The sequence below is a fragment of the Streptomyces sp. NPDC006207 genome, assembly GCF_040613835.1.
Taxonomy (GTDB): domain Bacteria; phylum Actinomycetota; class Actinomycetes; order Streptomycetales; family Streptomycetaceae; genus Actinacidiphila.
This window is the reverse complement of the sequence record NZ_JBEXSX010000005.1, coordinates 116,675-132,762: the sequence shown is the minus strand read 5'-3', so window position 1 is coordinate 132,762 and position 16,088 is coordinate 116,675. Positions and strand designations below refer to the sequence as shown.

General features: G+C 72.3%; 13 protein-coding genes. 2 read left to right on the top strand and 11 right to left on the bottom strand.

Going from position 1 to position 16,088, the window contains the following annotated elements; all coding sequences use genetic code 11:
- Positions 1 to 83: 83 nt before the first annotated feature.
- Positions 84 to 1,277, bottom strand: a complete 1,194-nt coding sequence (locus ABZ312_RS05670; protein ID WP_500356838.1) for an adenosine deaminase — start codon at positions 1,275 to 1,277, stop codon at positions 84 to 86.
- Positions 1,278 to 1,378: 101 nt separating this feature from the next.
- Here ABZ312_RS05670 and ABZ312_RS05665 point away from each other — a divergent pair, with 101 nt between their 5' ends.
- Positions 1,379 to 2,164, top strand: a complete 786-nt coding sequence (locus ABZ312_RS05665; RefSeq protein WP_500326662.1) for an alpha/beta hydrolase — start codon at positions 1,379 to 1,381, stop codon at positions 2,162 to 2,164.
- 23 nt (positions 2,165 to 2,187) lie between these two features.
- Here the strand turns inward: ABZ312_RS05665 and ABZ312_RS05660 are convergent, their stop codons facing one another.
- Both ABZ312_RS05660 and ABZ312_RS05655 read right to left on the bottom strand, forming a co-directional pair.
- Positions 2,188 to 3,024, bottom strand: coding sequence for an aminoglycoside phosphotransferase (locus ABZ312_RS05660; RefSeq protein ID WP_500326660.1), 837 nt, complete (start codon positions 3,022 to 3,024; stop codon positions 2,188 to 2,190).
- A gap of 62 nt (positions 3,025 to 3,086) precedes the next feature.
- Positions 3,087 to 4,067: a LysR family transcriptional regulator gene (locus ABZ312_RS05655; RefSeq protein ID WP_500326658.1), complete on the bottom strand. Its 981-nt coding sequence runs from the start codon at positions 4,065 to 4,067 to the stop codon at positions 3,087 to 3,089.
- Positions 4,068 to 4,130: 63 nt separating this feature from the next.
- Here ABZ312_RS05655 and ABZ312_RS05650 point away from each other — a divergent pair, with 63 nt between their 5' ends.
- Positions 4,131 to 5,417, top strand: a complete 1,287-nt coding sequence (locus ABZ312_RS05650) for an MFS transporter (protein ID WP_500436567.1) — start codon at positions 4,131 to 4,133, stop codon at positions 5,415 to 5,417.
- A 70-nt stretch (positions 5,418 to 5,487) separates the two neighbouring features.
- Here ABZ312_RS05650 and ABZ312_RS05645 read toward each other — a convergent pair whose 3' ends face one another.
- From ABZ312_RS05645 to ABZ312_RS05610, 8 genes are all read right to left on the bottom strand, one after another.
- The gene (locus ABZ312_RS05645; protein WP_500326654.1) at positions 5,488 to 6,765 is read right to left on the bottom strand and encodes a thymidine phosphorylase; all 1,278 of its coding nucleotides are present in this window, start codon (positions 6,763 to 6,765) and stop codon (positions 5,488 to 5,490) included.
- A gap of 15 nt (positions 6,766 to 6,780) precedes the next feature.
- A complete protein-coding gene (locus ABZ312_RS05640) occupies positions 6,781 to 7,203 on the bottom strand; it encodes a cytidine deaminase (RefSeq protein ID WP_500326652.1) in 423 nt (140 codons plus the stop codon).
- On the bottom strand, positions 7,200 to 8,489 hold the full coding sequence (locus ABZ312_RS05635) for an ABC transporter permease (RefSeq protein ID WP_500326650.1): 1,290 nt from the start codon (positions 8,487 to 8,489) through the stop codon (positions 7,200 to 7,202). Before ABZ312_RS05635 ends, ABZ312_RS05640 begins: the two co-directional genes overlap by 4 nt.
- On the bottom strand, positions 8,486 to 9,601 hold the full coding sequence (locus ABZ312_RS05630) for an ABC transporter permease (RefSeq protein WP_499513605.1): 1,116 nt from the start codon (positions 9,599 to 9,601) through the stop codon (positions 8,486 to 8,488). The genes ABZ312_RS05635 and ABZ312_RS05630 overlap by 4 nt, the downstream gene beginning before the upstream one ends.
- Positions 9,598 to 11,148: an ABC transporter ATP-binding protein gene (locus ABZ312_RS05625; RefSeq protein ID WP_500326648.1), complete on the bottom strand. Its 1,551-nt coding sequence runs from the start codon at positions 11,146 to 11,148 to the stop codon at positions 9,598 to 9,600. The genes ABZ312_RS05630 and ABZ312_RS05625 overlap by 4 nt, the downstream gene beginning before the upstream one ends.
- Positions 11,149 to 11,405: 257 nt before the next feature.
- A complete protein-coding gene (locus ABZ312_RS05620) occupies positions 11,406 to 12,455 on the bottom strand; it encodes a BMP family lipoprotein (protein WP_500326646.1) in 1,050 nt (349 codons plus the stop codon).
- 154 nt (positions 12,456 to 12,609) lie between these two features.
- A complete protein-coding gene (locus tag ABZ312_RS05615; protein WP_500436565.1) occupies positions 12,610 to 13,812 on the bottom strand; it encodes an amidohydrolase in 1,203 nt (400 codons plus the stop codon).
- Between the two features lie 576 nt (positions 13,813 to 14,388).
- Positions 14,389 to 15,960, bottom strand: coding sequence for a glycosyltransferase (locus tag ABZ312_RS05610; protein ID WP_500436563.1), 1,572 nt, complete (start codon positions 15,958 to 15,960; stop codon positions 14,389 to 14,391).
- Between the last annotated feature and the right edge of the window lie 128 nt (positions 15,961 to 16,088).

Here is a 16,088-nt window from a genome sequence, read left to right as displayed (position 1 = left end):
GGACGCGGGGCGGTGCAAGCGGCCGCGCGCGGCCGCACGCGGCCTGGGCCGCCCCGCCGCCGCACGGCGGGACGGCCCGGGTCTCATCCCTCTTCCGGCAAGGAATCGCTGGCCACGACGGTGGCGGCGGCCGTCTGGCGGAACAGCCACTCGGCCTTCAGCTCCGAGTATCCGGGCTTGATCACGTCATTGATCATCGCGAGACGTTCATCGAAAGGGATGAAGGCGGACTTCATCGCGTTGACCGTGAACCACTGCATGTCGTCGAGCGTGTAGCCGAAGGCGGCCACCAGTTCGGCGAACTCGCGGCTCATGCTCGTGCCGCTCATCAGGCGGTTGTCGGTGTTGACCGTGACCCGGAAGTGCAGTCGGCGCAGCAGCCCGATGGGATGTTCCGCGTACGAGGCGGCCGCGCCGGTCTGCAGGTTGGAGGTGGGGCACATCTCCAGGGGGATGCGCTTGTCGCGCACGTAGTTGGCGAGCCGCCCGAGGGAGACCGTGCCGTCGTCCGCGACCTCGATGTCGTCGATGATGCGCACGCCGTGCCCGAGCCGGTCGGCGCCGCACCACTGCAGGGCCTGCCAGATCGAGGGCAGGCCGAAGGCCTCGCCGGCGTGGATGGTGAAGTGGAAGTTCTCCCGCTGGAGGTACTCGAAGGCGTCGAGGTGGCGGGTGGGCGGGAAGCCGGCCTCGGCCCCCGCGATGTCGAAGCCGACGACGCCCCGGTCGCGGTAGCGGATGGCGAGTTCGGCGATCTCCTGCGAGCGGGCGGCGTGCCGCATCGCGGTGAGCAGGGCGCCCACCCGGATCCGGCCGCCCGCCTCGCGGGCCCGCCGTTCGCCTTCCCGGAAGCCCTCGTTGACGGCCTCCACGACCTCGTCGAGGGAGAGCCCGCGTTCGACGTGGAGCTCGGGGGCGTAGCGCACCTCGGCGTAGACGACGCCGTCCGCGGCGAGGTCCTCGGCGCACTCGGCGGCGACCCGGGTGAGCGCCTCGCGGCTCTGCATGACGCCGACCGTGTGCGAGAACGTCTCCAGGTAACGCTCCAGCGAGCCGGAGTCGGCGGCCTCGCGGAACCAGGTGCCGAGCTTGTCCGGATCGGTCTCCGGCAGGCCGTCGTAGCCCGACGCGCGGGCGAGGTCGACGACGGTCCCGGGGCGGACGCCGCCGTCGAGGTGGTCGTGGAGCAGCACCTTGGGCGCGCGGCGGATCTGCTCGGGCGTGGGGGTGGCCCCCGCAGCGCCCGCGGGGAAGGGGAGCGTGCTTGAGCTCGTCATTTCCGAAACATACCCCCTACGCGCGTAGAGCTCTTGGATGATGCCGAATATTGACCTCCCGGCCAGGTCGTGCACACCTTCCCGTCTGCCATGGTTACGCCATGGCTTCGCAAGCTTTACCGGTGCGTGGTGCGCGGTTGGGGAAGAGAGTGACACCGGGTCTGAACCCGGCGGCACGGCGGGATACGGACGACGAGGCGGTCCGTGCCGCCGTGCTGCTGCTGCCCGGCGGCAGTGCGCTGAGCACCCGTCGGCGCTCCCCCGTGGCCGCCGCGGCGATGGTGCCGCTGGCCCGCCGTCTGGTGCGGGCCGCGGGCCGCGGTGAGGGCCTGGCCGTGCACGTCGTGCACTACCGCTTCCGCGGCTGGAACGGCGGTCACGCCCACCCGGCCGAGGACGCGCGGTGGGCGGTCGACGAGGTCGTCCGCCGCTACGGTGACGTACCGGTGTCGCTGGTCGGCATGGACATGGGCGGCCGCGCCGCGCTGCACGCGGCGGGCCACCCGGCCGTCAACTCGGCGGTCGCCATAGCCCCGTGGCTGCCCGACGCCCCGGAGCCCGATCCGGTGAAGCAGCTGATAGGCCGCCACATCCTGATCGTGCACGGTACGAACGACGACTCCACGCACCCCGACCTCTCCTACCGGCTGGCCGAACGCCTGAAGAAGGTCAACCGGGACGTGTGCCGGTTCGAGGTCCACACCGACGGCCATCTGCTCCACGACCACCGGGCCGAAGTCGCCTCCCTGACCGCCGACTTCGTCCTCGGCACCCTGCTGGGGCGGTCCTTCGCCCGCCCGGTCGCCGACGCACTGGCCGCCCCTCCCCCGCTCGGCCTGCGCATGCCCCTGGCCTCGGGTTTCGGACGGTCGCCCCAACTGCGCTGAGCGCGGGGCGCCGAGCACCGGGGTCAGCCCCGCCCGCGGACCCTCCGTTCGACGAGGTCGGCCACGCGGGTGAACCCGGCCATCTCGTCCTCGGGCAGGGCGCCGCCGGGACCGGCCGGCACGGCCGGCGCACCCAGACGGAAGAGCAGGGCACGCAGGAGCATCTGCGCGCCCTCGGCACCGGGGACCGCCGAGTCCACCAGGCGGTGCCCGGCACGGTGGTGGAGCAGGCCGTCGACCACCACGATCGCGTCGGCGTACGCGACGGGCCGCCAGTAGGGCGAGAAGTCGATGACCGCGGGGGCCCGGCCGGGCGCGAAGAGGACGTTCCCCGTCAGGTCGCCGTGGATGAGCTGGGCCCGTGCCTCGACCGGTTCGCGGAGCCGTTCCATCCTGGTGACCAGCCGCCGGATCTCCGCCGGCGGCTGCGCTGTCGACTCGCCCCAGGCGAAGCGGTCGGCCACCGCCCACGGATGCCGGTGCGCGTCCAGGTGGCCGGGTCGCGGCACATCGCGCAGCGCCTCGTGGAAGGCCCTGCCCGCGGCCAGCAGGGCGTCCCATCTGCCGGCGGGGCCGGGCTCTCCCGCCAGGAACTCGGTCGCCGCCCATCCTTCGACGACGTGACCACCACCCGCGGAGCGCAGGAATCGCGGAACCCGGAAGTCCCGGCGCCCCTGCAGACGTTCCATCAGCCCCGCGGCCCAGGCGGTCTGCCCGGCGTCGGCGCCCGGCTTCAGCACCGCGCCCGCCACCCGGACGCTGTGCCCCTGGCCTCCTGCCAGCGGCTCGGGCCGGCCGGAGAGCCCGAAGGCCTCCACGACATGCGGGGGCGGCAGGGCCGGGTCGGTCGCACGGGTCATGCCCCGCATCCTCCGGGACCGGCGGCTCCGGACGCATCCGCGTTCCGGGCCGGCCGGCGGCGTCAGCCGGGGAGGAGCTGACCGCGCCTGCCGAGCAGGAACTTCTTGAAGGCGGCGACGGGTGCCGTGTCGGGGTGGCCGCCGAGCCAGGCCACGCCGATCTCCCGGACCGCGCGCGGGGCGGTGACGGTGAGCTCCACGACTCCGGGACGCGGGACGAGCGGCGGCGGCAGCAGGGCCACCCCGAGTCCGGCGGCGACCAGACCGCGCAGGGTCTCGGCCTCCTCCCCCTCGAAGGCCACCCGCGGGGTGAAGCCCGCCTCCGCGCAGAGGGCGTCGGTGATGCGCCGCAGCCCGTAACCGGCTTCCAGGCTCACGAACAGCTCCCCTGACGCCTCCGCCAGGCGCACCCTGCGGCGGGAGGCGAGCCGGTGGTCGGCGGGGACGACCAGCCGCAGCCGCTGCTCGTCGAGGCGCCGGACGACCAGGTCGGGCGCGTCCGGCACCGGCGAGGTCAGGCAGAGGTCCAGATCGCCCGCGCGCAGCCCGGCGAGCATCGCCTCGCCGTAGTTCTGCACGAGCTGGAAGCGGATCCGCGGATGGTCGGCGCGGAAGGCCCGCAGCAGGGCCGGTACGGTCTCCGGGCCGAGCGTGTGGAGGAAGCCGAAGGCGACCCGTCCCGACTGCGGGTCGGCGTCGGCGCGTACGGACTCGGCCGAGCGCTCCACCTCGCCCAGCGCCCGCTCCACCGATGCGAGGAAGCCGCGGCCCGCGGGCGTGAGCGAGACCGTACGGCCCTGACGGGCGAAGAGCGTGACGCCCAGGTCGAGTTCGAGCCGGACCATGGCCCGGCTGAGCGTGGACTGGGGCACCCCCAGCTCGCGCGCCGCGCGGGTGACGTGCTCGTGCCGCGCCACCGCGGCGAACTGGGCGAGCCGGGGGGCCAGCACCGCCGCCCAGGAGGCGCTGTCCAGCTCCGCTCGCGTGTCTGTTGCGTCACGGGACGGTGACAGCGACCGGGCTGACCTCGCTTCATGCGTCATGGGAACGATTATCGCCACTCCGTGCATTGGACGCATGAAACCGGCCCGGCCTAGCGTGAAGGCATGTCTCCCGCCGATACAGGGGCGTCCACCGTGATACGGCCGGGCGCCGCCGCCTCCGCCCCCTCAGCCGCGACACTGCGACCGGGTGAACCCGGCTACCGGCGCGCCATCCTGGCCCTTTTCGCCGCGGGACTCGCCACCTTCGCCCTCCTCTACTCCACGCAGGCCCTGCTGCCGGCGCTCTCCACGGGGCTGTCCCTCAGCCCCGCCCAGGCGAGCCTCACGGTCTCGGCCACCACCGCCGCCCTGGCGCTGGCCCTGCTGCCGGTGAGCGCGCTGAGCGAGAAGTACGGCCGCACGGCCGTGATGACGGCGTCGGTCTTCAGCGCCTCGGCACTGGCCCTGGTCATCCCCTTCGCGCCGGACCTCACCACCCTGGTCGTTCTGCGCGCCGTGCAGGGCGTGGCCCTCGCCGGGCTCCCGGCGACCGCGATGGCGTACCTCGGCGAGGAGATCCACCCCAAGGCGGTCGCCTCCGCGATCGGCCTCTACGTCGCGGGCAACAGCATCGGCGGCATGAGCTCCCGGGTCCTCACCGGCGCGGTGGCCCAGGCCTTCGGCTGGCGCGCCGCACTGTTCGCCGCCGGCGCCATGGCGGTGCTGTGCGCCGTCGCCTTCCGGCTGCTGATCCCCACCGCCCGCAACTTCCGTCCCGGCCCGGTCAGTCCCGCCGCCCTCTGGCGCACGGTGATCGGCCACCTGGGCACCCCGCTGCTGCGCCGGCTCTACCTGATCGGGCTGCTCTTCATGGCGGTCTTCGGCGCCGTCTACAACGTGCTGGGCTACCGGCTCGCCGCCGAGCCCTTCGGCCTGTCGCAGACCGCGATCGGCCTCATCTTCCTGGTCTACCTGGTCGGCACCGGCGCCTCCGCGGCCTCCGGCGTCCTGCACGCCCGCCTCGGGCGGCGCGGCGCCCTGTACGTCGCCGTGGTGCTGGCCGCGGGCGGGCTGCTGCTCACCCTCGCGGGCTCCCTCATCGCCGTGCTGACCGGACTGGTCCTCATCACGGCCGGCTTCTTCACCGGCCACTCCATCGCCTCCGGCGCGGTCAGCCGCACCGCCACCACCGGCCGCGCCCAGGCCTCCGCGCTCTACCTGACCGCGTACTACGCCGGCAACAGCCTCGGCGGCACCCTGGGCGCCTCCGCCTTCCACACCGCCGGCTGGGGCGGCACCGTCGCCCTGTGCCTGGCCGCCGTCCTGGGCGTCGCGGGGATCACCGTGTACGCGACCCGGCGCGCGGTCGCGGACCGGCGGCTCGCCGTCCCGGCGGGACGCACGGCCTGACGGCCGTACGACGAAGGACGGGACCGGTGGAAGTCCACCGGTCCCGTTCCTGGTCGCGGGGCGGCCCCGCTCAGGCGATGCGGTCCAGCACGATCGGGGCCGGCGTGAACGCGGTGCCCGCCGGGGAGATCTCGACGCCGCCGGCGAGGGCCGCCAGCGCGTAGTCGAACTTCTCCGGGGTATCGGTGTGCAGGGTCAGCAGCGGCTGGCCCTGCGTGACCGTGGCACCCGGCTTGGCGTGCAGCTCGACGCCCGCGCCGGCCTGCACCGGGTCCTCCTTGCGCGCCCGGCCGGCGCCCAGGCGCCAGGCGGCGACACCCACGGCGTAGGCGTCCAGGCCGGTGAGCACACCGGACCGCTCGGCCGTGACGACGTGCTGCTCGCGCGCGACGGGCAGCGCCGCGTCCGGGTCGCCGCCCTGCGCGGCGACCATGCGGCGCCACACGTCCATGGCGGAGCCGTCGGCGAGCGCCTTGGCGGGATCGGCGTCCTTCAGCCCCGCAGCGTCGAGCATCTCGCGCGCCAGGGCGACGGTCAGCTCCACCACGTCGGCCGGGCCCCCGCCCGCCAGCACCTCGACGGACTCGCGGACCTCCAGCGCGTTGCCCGCGGTCAGGCCGAGCGGGGTGGACATGTCGGTGAGCAGCGCCACGGTCTTCACGCCGTGGTCGGTACCCAGCCCCACCATCGTGGAGGCCAGCTCGCGGGCCTGCTCCAGGTTCTTCATGAAGGCGCCGGAGCCGACCTTGACGTCCAGGACGAGCGATCCCGTCCCCTCGGCGATCTTCTTGGACATGATCGACGAGGCGATCAGCGGGATCGCCTCGACGGTGCCGGTGACGTCGCGCAGCGCGTACAGCTTCTTGTCGGCCGGGGCGAGGCCGTCGCCCGCGGCGCAGATGACGGCGCCGGTGTCGCCCAGGACCCGCAGCATCTCCTCGTTGGACAGCAGCGCCCGCCAGCCCGGGATGGACTCCAGCTTGTCCAGGGTGCCGCCGGTGTGGCCGAGACCGCGGCCGGACAGCTGGGGGACGGCCGCACCGCAGGCCGCGACCAGGGGCGCGAGCGGCAGCGTGATCTTGTCGCCGACGCCACCGGTGGAGTGCTTGTCGGCGGTCGGGCGGGGCAGCGAGGAGAAGTCCATGCGCTCGCCGCTGGCGATCATCGCAGCCGTCCAGCGCGCGATCTCGGACCGGTCCATGCCGTTGAGCAGGATCGCCATCGCGAGCGCGGACATCTGCTCGTCGGCCACCTCACCCTTGGTGTAGGCGTCGATGACCCAGTCGATCTGGTCGTCGCCGAGGCGGCCGCCGTCGCGCTTGGTGCGGATGACGGAAATGGCGTCCATGGTTCACGTACCTTCTTAGCGGTTGGTCAGGTCGTCCGGGCCGAACGCGTCGGGGAGGACGTCGCGCATCGTGCGGATGCCGTCGGACATCTCCACCAGCAGTTCGGGGCCGCCGTGCTCCCACAGCAGCTGACGGCAGCGGCCGCACGGCATCAGCTGGTCGCCCTTGCGGTCGACGCAGGTGAAGGCGACGAGCCGGCCGCCCCCGGTGGCGTGCAGGGTCGACACCAGCCCGCACTCGGCGCACAGGCCGAGTCCGTAGCTGGCGTTCTCCACGTTGCACGCCGAGATGACCCGCCCGTCGTCCACCAGTGCGGCCGCGCCGACGGGGAAGTGCGAGTAGGGGACGTAGGCCCGGGACATGGCGTCCCGGGCCTGCGTCCGCAGGCCTTCCCAGTCGACGTCGTCGACGCCGACCGGGCCCGCGGTGTCGCTCACTTGCCCTGGCCCTTCCGGTACCTCATACCGTCAGCCTTGGGCATCCTCAGACGTTGTGCCGACAGGGAGAGCACCAGCAGGGTGACGACGTACGGGGTCGCTCCCACGAACTCGCCGGGCACCTCGTCGGTGAACAGGTACCAGCCCAGCACCGCCGCGCCGACGACCAGGCTGACGCCGCCCTGCCAGAAGCTGCGCTTCCACAGCTTCCAGGCCGCCAGCAGCACCAGCAGGACCACCAGGAGCAGCAGCAGCGCGTGCACCGTCGGGCCGCCGTTGCGCAGCTGGAGCGCGTCGGAGTAGCCGAACAGTCCGGCGCCGGTGGCGAGGCCGCCGACGCGCCAGTTGCCGAAGATCATCGCGGCGAGGCCGATGTAGCCGCGGCCGCCGGTCTGGCCCTCGAGGTAGATGTGCGCGGGGACCATCGCCAGGAAGGCGCCGCCGAGGCCGGCGAGACCGCCGGAGGTGATCACGGCGACGTACTTGTAGAGGTACACGTTGACGCCGAGCGACTCGGCCGCGACCGGGTTCTCACCGCAGGACCGCAGCCGCAGACCGAACGGGCTGCGCCACAGCAGGAAGAAGCTGCCGACGAAGAGCAGCACCGCGACGACCGTCAGCGCGGAGACGTCGGTGACCAGGCCGCCGAGCACGCCGGCGAGGTCGGAGACGAAGAACCAGCCGTGCTTCTCGATGCTCGCCAGCCCGTCGGACAGCCCGGGGATGTCGAACGACGGCAGGGCGTCGACCGGTGGGGACTGCTTGGGGTTGCCGCCCTTGGTGGCCGCGTCGCCGGTGGAGAACCACAGCTTGGCGAGGTACTGGGTGGCACCGAGCGCCAGGATGTTGATGGCCACGCCCGAGATGATGTGGTCGACGCCGAAGGTGACGGTGGCGACCGCGTGGATCAGACCGCCGAGCGCACCGCCGACGACACCGGCGAGGACGCCCAGCCACGGGTTGGTCTGCCAGCCGGCCCAGGCACCGAAGAAGGTGCCGAGGATCATCATGCCCTCGAGGCCGATGTTGACCACACCGGAGCGCTCGGACCACAGACCGGCCAGACCGGCCAGGCCGATCGGCACGGCGAGGCCGAGCGCCGCGGTGATCTGGCCCTGGGCGGTGAGCTGGTCCTGACCGGTGATGATCCGCACCACCGACACCAGCGCGAGCGCGGCGGCGATGATCAGCAGGATCATCGGGAAGGAGAGGCGGCCCTTGCGGCCCTTGGCCCCTGCGGCCTTGGGAGCCGCGGGCGGCGGGGTCTGGGTCATCGTGGCGGTCACGCCGTCACCTCCTTCTTGGTGCGGGCCTGGGCGGCGAGTTCCTCGCCGACCTTCTGCTGCTGGCGCTTGAGGCCGTAACGCCGGACGACCTCGTAGGCGATGACGACGCTCAGGACGATGACGCCCTGCATGACGCCGACGATCTCCTTGTCGTAGCCGTCGAACTCCAGGCGGCCCGAGCCACGCTCCAGGAAGCCCCACAGCAGCGCGGCCAGCGCGACGCCGACCGGGTTGTTGCGGCCCAGCAGGGCCACCGAGATGCCCGTGAAGCCGATGCCGGCCGGGAAGAGGTCGGAGCCGTAGGCGTGGGCGTCGTTCAGCAGCAGCGGCATGCCGGTGAGACCGGCCAGACCGCCGGAGATCAGCATGCTGGTGATCACCATGCGCTTGACGCTGACGCCGCTCGCGGTGGCGGCGCTCTCGGACATGCCGACGCTGCGCAGGTCGAAGCCGAAGCGGGTACGGCCCAGCACGAACCAGTAGCCGATGCCGATGACCACGGCGAGCACGACGAAGCCGTAGATCTGGCCGATGTCCTCGCCCATGTCGAAGTTGAACAGGTGGCCTGAGGAGGGCAGCGGCGTGGTCGACACCGAGGTCTGCGCCTTGTCCAGGTGGCCGAGCCGGCCGTCCTTGAGCAGGTAGCCGACGATGTAGGTGGCGATCGAGTTCAGCATGATCGTCGCGATGACCTCGCTGACCCCGCGCGAGGTCTTCAGCAGGCCCGCGATGCCGGCCCACATCGCGCCGACGATCATGGCGACCACGATGATCAGCGGGACCTGCAGGAAGCCCGGCAGCGTCACCGCGCCGCCGACGGCCGCGGCGAAGAAGGCGCCCAGGCGGTACTGGCCCTCGACACCGATGTTGAACAGGTTCATGCGGAAGCCGACGGCCACCGCGATGCCCGCGATGTAGTACGTGGTCGCCTTGTTGATGATCTCGACCTGGCTGTCGCTCTTGAAGCCGTAGTCGAACATCGTCCCGAAGGCGCCGAACGGCTCCTTGCCCGTGGCGAGCAGCACCAGCGCCGTGATCACGAACGCGGCCACGAGCGCCAGCACGGGGGCCGCGACGGCGAGGAGCACCCGCTCCTTGTCGATCTTCTTCATCGTTCCTCTCCCCCGTGGTCGGCGTCGCCGTCCTCGTGCTCCAGATGGCCGGCGGCCGCGCCGGTCATGGCGGAGCCCAGCTCCTCCGGGGTGATGGTGGCGGGGTCGGCGTCGGCGACCAGACGGCCGCGGTACATGACGCGCAGGGTGTCGGACAGGCCGATCAGCTCGTCCAGGTCGGCGGAGATCAGCAGGACGGCCAGGCCCTCGCGCCGGGCCTCGCGGATCTGGTCCCAGATCTGCGCCTGGGCGCCGACGTCCACCCCGCGGGTGGGGTGCGCGGCGATCAGCAGCTTGGGCCGGTGGCTCATCTCGCGGCCGACGATCAGCTTCTGCTGGTTGCCGCCGGACAGGGACGCGGCGGTCACCTCGATGCCGGGGGTGCGGACGTCGTACTCGCGCACGATCCGCTCGGTGTCGCGGCGGGCCGCGGCCGGGTCGAGGAAACCGCCCTTGCTGTTGGGGCGCTCGGTGACGTGGCCCAGGATGCGGTTCTCCCAGAGCGGGGCCTCCAGCAGCAGGCCGTGCCGGTGCCGGTCCTCGGGGATGTAGCCGATGCCGTCCTCGCGGCGCTTGCGCGTCGGGCGGTGGGTGATCTCGTCGCCGTCGAGGCCGATCCGGCCCGCGTCGGGCGGCAGGATGCCCATGATCGCCTCGACGAGCTCCGCCTGGCCGTTGCCCTCGACACCCGCGATGCCGAGGACCTCGCCCTTGTGGATGGTGAAGGAGATCTGGTCCAGGACGACGCGCTCGATGCCCTCCAGGTCGGTCTCCGACAGGTGCAGACCGTCGATGGTCAGCATCGGGACGTCGGTGACCGTGGACTCCCGGGTCTCGGGGGACGGCAGCTCGCTGCCGACCATCAGCTCCGCGAGCTGCTTCGGGGTCGTGGTCCGCGGGTCGGCGGAGCCGACCGTGGTGCCCCGGCGGATGACGGTGATCTCGTCGGCGACGGAGAGCACCTCGCCCAGCTTGTGGGAGATGAAGATGACGGTCAGGCCCTCGGCCTTGAGCTCGCGCAGGTTGTCGAAGAGCGCGTCGACCTCCTGCGGGACGAGGACCGCGGTCGGCTCGTCGAGGATCAGCGTACGGGCGCCGCGGAAGAGGACCTTCAGGATCTCGACGCGCTGACGGTCGGCGACACCGAGGTCCTCCACCAGGACGTCCGGGCGCACCCCGAGGCCGTAGGCGTCGGAGATCTCCTTGATCTTGGCCCGGGCCTTGCCGCCGATGCCGAACAGCTTCTCGCTGCCGAGGACGACGTTCTCGAGGACGGTGAGGTTGTCGGCGAGCATGAAGTGCTGGTGCACCATGCCGATGCCGCGGGCGATGGCGTCGCCCGGGTCGTGGAAGGTGACCCGCTCGCCGTCGATGGTGATGGTGCCCTCGTCCGGCTTCTGCATGCCGTAGAGGATCTTCATCAGGGTCGACTTGCCGGCGCCGTTCTCGCCCACGAGGGCGTGCACCGTGCCACGGCGAACCGTGATGTCGATGTCGTGGTTGGCCACGACACCTGGGAATCGCTTGGTGATGCCGCGGAGCTCCACGGCATTCTGGCTGGGGGGGCTGGACGCGTTGATGGCGCACTCTCCTCGCGGAAAAGAGCGGGGCGGGCGGGGTGTGGCGAACGTATCGCGAGAAGGGGCCTCTACGCGCGTAGCGTTGCCAGATCCATAAAGGGAAGAGTCACAACGGACACCGCGTGCGCGACACCCGGCTGAACACAGGCGCGAGGCCCGGGAAGGGGGGAGCCTGGGCTGTCCCCTCCCGAGCCTCGCGACCGGCGCTCACGAGAGACCGGGCGTCACTTGACGGTCGTCTTGACCTTGATGTCGCCGTTCACGATCTTCTTCTTGGCCTCGTCCAGCTGGGACTTGATGTCGTCGATGAAGCCACCGCTGGTGGACAGGCCGACACCGTCCTTGGCCAGGTCGTAGGCGTGGGTGCCGGTCAGCGGGGAGCCGCTCTTGACCGACTCGACGACCTCGTAGACCGCGACGTTCACGTTCTTCAGCGCGGAGGTCAGGATCGAGTCCTTGTACTTGGCCAGACCCGGCTGCTCGTGCTGGTCGGAGTCGACACCGATCGCCCAGGCGCCGGACTTGCCGGCGACGGCCTCGATGGCGCCGTTGCCGGAGGAGCCCGCGGCGGCGTAGATCACGTCGATGCCGTTGTCCAGCATGCCCTGCGCGGCGGCCTTGCCCTTGGCGGGGTCGGAGAAGCCGGAGAGGTCCGAGCCGCTGGTCAGGTACTGGGTGGTGACCTTGACCTTCGAGTTGGTGTCCTCGACGCCCTGGCGGAAGCCGGCCTCGAACTTGTTGATCAGCGGGATGTCCACGCCACCGATGAAGCCGACCTTGTTGTCCTTGGTCTTCAGGGCGGCGGCGACACCGGCGAGGTAGGAGCTCTGCTCCTCGGTGAAGACGATGCTGTCGACGTTCTTGGCGTCGACGACCGAGTCGACGATCGCGAAGGTCGTCTTGGGGTACTTCTTGGCCGCGGCCGTGATGGACTCGCCGTAGGCGAAGCCGACACCGATGACCGGGTTGTAACCCGCGTCGGCCAGGTCCTCCAGGCGCTGCTCGCGGTCGGCCTCGGTGTCGGAGGTCTTGGCGGTCAGCTCCTTGACGTCGACGCCGAAGTCCTCCTTCGCCTTGTCCAGGCCCTGGGCGGCGGAGTCGTTGAACGAGTGGTCACCACGGCCACCCACGTCGTAGGCGACGCCGACCTTCAGCTTGCCGCTGCTGCTGCTGTCACCGTCGCTGTCCTTGGAGCTGCTGCCGCAAGCGGTCGCGGTGAGCGCGAGAGCCGCGGAGGCTATACCCGCGGCGGCGATCTTGGTTACCCGGCGCAAGAGGGTACCCCTTCAACTCTGAGCGCCCCGTCCGGCGCTGGCTTAACCGGAGCTTAACGCGCGTAGATGTCAGGTAAAGGGGGGTTGGCCGCCCGTTATCGGATCGTCGCATTTCGGCCAGGTGACCCGGCCGTGTCGACCGGGTCACCCACCGTCATGCCAGCAGCGCAGCGGAGGTGAACAGCTCCACGCCGACCTTGATCGCGCCCTCGTCGACGTCGAAGTCACCTTGATGCAGATCACGCTTTGACGTGTCCCCAACGGGCCGTACGCCCAACCTCGCCAGCGCGCCCGGAACCTTCTCCAGGTACCAGGAGAAGTCCTCGCCGCCCAGGCTCTGCTCCGTGTCCTCGACGGTGTGCGCGCCGTAGCGGGCCGTCATGGCGTCGCGCAGCAGCTCGGTCGAGTCCGCCTCGTTGACCACCGGCGGCACCCCGCGGTGGTACGTCAGCTCCCACTTCGCCCGGTACATGGCGGCCACCTGGTCGATCACCTCGTGGACCAGGTCGGGGGCCTCGTGCCAGGCGTTCAGGTCCAGGCAGCGGACCGTGCCCTCCAGCTCGGCGTGCTGCGGGATGACGTTGGCCGCGTGACCCGCCTCGATGCGGCCCCACACGATGCTCATCCCGGAACGGGGGTCGATCCGGCGGGCCAGCACGGCCGGCAGCTCGGTGGCCATCTTGGCGGTGGCCATCACCAGGTCGGTGGTCAGGTGGGGGCGGGCCGTGTGGCCGCCCGCGCCGTCCAGGGAGAGCTCCAGCCGGTCCACGGCGGAGGTGATCGATCCCTGACGCAGCCCGATCCGCCCGACCTCGACCTTCGGGTCGCAGTGCAGGGCCAGGATCCGGCCCACGCCGTCCAGCGCGTCCGCCTTGATGGCGTCCAGCGCACCGCCCGGCATGACCTCCTCGGCCGGCTGGAACACCAGCCGTACCGGACGCCTCAGCTTGCCCTCGCGCTCCAGCTCCGCCAGGACCAGGCCGGCGCCGAGCACCACCGTGGTGTGCACGTCGTGGCCGCAGGCGTGCGCCCGGCCGGGGACGGTGGAGCGGTACTCCACACGCTTGGTGTCCGGGATCGGGAGCGCGTCGAGGTCCGCGCGCAGCGCCAGCCGCGGACGCTCCGGGTCGGTGGCACCGATGTCGCACAGCAGACCCGTGCCGCCGGGCATCACACGGGGCTTGAGGCCGGCCTGCTCCAGACAGACCTTCACCGCGGCGGTGGTACGGAACTCCTGCCGGCCCAGCTCGGGGTTCATGTGCAGGTCCCGCCGGAACGCCACGAGTTCGGCCCTGAGCCGCTCGGGCACGACGCCCAACAGCGCACCTTCGGGTGCGGCGGGAACTGTGGGCGCCACTGGCACGGGCTTTTCGGAGGGTTCGGAGGCTGAGTCGTTCACCTCCGACAGGCTAGACCGCATCTGTGCTCCTGATCGCTACATCGCCGTAAATTCATGCCGCGCGAGGAAGAAAAACTCCCCCGTTCGGCGCGTACCCCGCGCTGTACAGGGGTATGAACCTGGTTTATCCCTAGCCACTCCATAGTGGCCCAACGATCGCCCTGCCGCGAGGCAACGCCCTGTGACCGGCCCCGGGCGGCTCAGGCTGCGGCTCGGGCGAAGGCGGCGGGAGCCCCGGATCCGGACGGCTCGGGGGAGGGACGGCGCGGGCCCAGGAGCGTCCTCCCACGTCGGCCGGACCGGCATGCGGACGGCGCGGTCCACCACCACCGACGGCCCGGCGCGGGACCACTCCCCGCAGGTGACCCGGCACGGGCCGGACGAGGGCCCGGATCCCCCTGGCTCAGGGCCGGCGGGCAGCCCGGCGGCCTCCGCGAGGTCGGCCGAGTCGGCAACGCGGACCCGGCCGGCACGGACGGCCGCCGTCCGCGGGGCAACGCCCTGTGACCGGCCCCGGGCGGCTCAGGCTGCGGCTCAGGCGAAGGCGGCGGGAGCCCCGGATCCGGACGGCTCGGAGGAGGGACGGCGCGGGCCCAGGAGCCGCGCGTAGAGGTCGATGAGCGGCTCGGACTGCTTCTGCCAGGACCACTCGCGCAGCACGTCCGCACGCTCGTAGGCCTTGCGGTAGCGGCGCGGGTTGGTCAGCACGGCGCCGACGGCACGGACGAAGTCGGCGGTGTCCCCCGAGCGGAAGACCTCGCCGTTGCCGATCTCCAGGGTCGGCCGGGCCAGCACGCGGACGTCGCTGACCACCACGGGCAGCCGGGCGTGCGCGTACTCGAAGTAGCGGGCCGGGAGCGCGACCTGCCGGTCGGGGAGCCGGTGCACCGGGAGCACCCCGATGTCGGCCGAGGACAGGAAGCGCGGGATCTCGGCGGGCGGCACGTAGGGCAGCACGTGCAGCCGGCGGGCCACGCCCAGCTCGGCGGCGCGGCCGGTGAGGGTGCGGATCCAGGGGTCGTCGAGGTCGGGGACGACCAGCGCGGCGTGCAGGTCGTACAGCTTGGGCAGCGCGTCGACGACCGTGAGCAGGCCGCGGGCGGGACCGGCGGAGCCGCTGTGGACCAGCAGCGGGACCTCCGGGGCGAGGTGGCAGCGGTCGCGGACGCCGGGCGGCGGCGGGGAGGGCAGCGGCTCGTGCGGCGGGGTGTTGCGGGCCACCGCGGGGCGGGCGGGCAGCCCGTGGCGCTCGCGGAGGCGGTCGGCGTAGGTGTCGGCGACGGTGACGACGCCGTCCGTCAGCGGCACGTAGCTGCGCTCGTGGGCGTCGCGGGCGACGGCGGCACGGCGGGTGGGCTCGGTCTTGGCGGTGGTGTCCCAGACCACCTCCACCCGGTGACCGGTGCCCTCGGCGCGCATCGCGGCCCGCACGGCGGTGCCCAGGGTCCGGTGGCCCAGGGCGTGCACGAGGTGCGGGCGCAGTTCGTCGAGGACCGGGCCGTAGGCGATCTCCAGGTCGAGCAGGAGCGGGTCGAGCCGGCGCCAGCAGCGCTTGCCGAGCAGCAGCCGGGTCGCGGTGGCGGCGGCGCCTTCGAGGGGTCCGCCGGGGGTGGCGCGGCGGCGGACGGCGGCGCGGTACTGCGCCGAGCGCAGCGCCGTCCAGGCACGGCGCATCACGTGCCGGAACCTGCCGCCCGCGTGGGCCAGACGGGCGGCGGCCTTCACCGGTAAAGGGCGGTGGATCACGTCCAGCTCGGCCCCGCGGGAGGCCAGCAGGGCCGTGTGGGCGGCGAGCAGCGCGGTGCGGTAGGCGTGCGACTCGGAGCTGCGGTAGGCGAGGGCGTGCCGCAGGCCCGGACGGGGGCGCTGCAGCCGACGCCGGTGGAGCGTCTCGGCGACGGTGACGCGGATGAGCCGCACTCCCCCGGGCGCGGTGCCGGCACCGCGTCCGGAGGGGTGCGGCCCTTCCGGGGCGCGGCCGATGAGCGTGACCTCGTACCCTGCGGCGGCCGCGGCCGCCGCCACACGGTGCGCCCGGGAGTCGCCGTCGAGCGCACTGTCCGCGAGGACCGCGATGCGCGGCGCGGACCTCGGTGCCGTTGCCATGGATCAAGACAACCGGGTACGGGTGACCGCTCGGTGAAGTGGATCTTGCGGAGAGTGGAACGACACCGGCCGCCGACCCGCGCGCCCTTGCGCGCCCCCGCACTTCAACACGCCCCGGCGCGACCGGT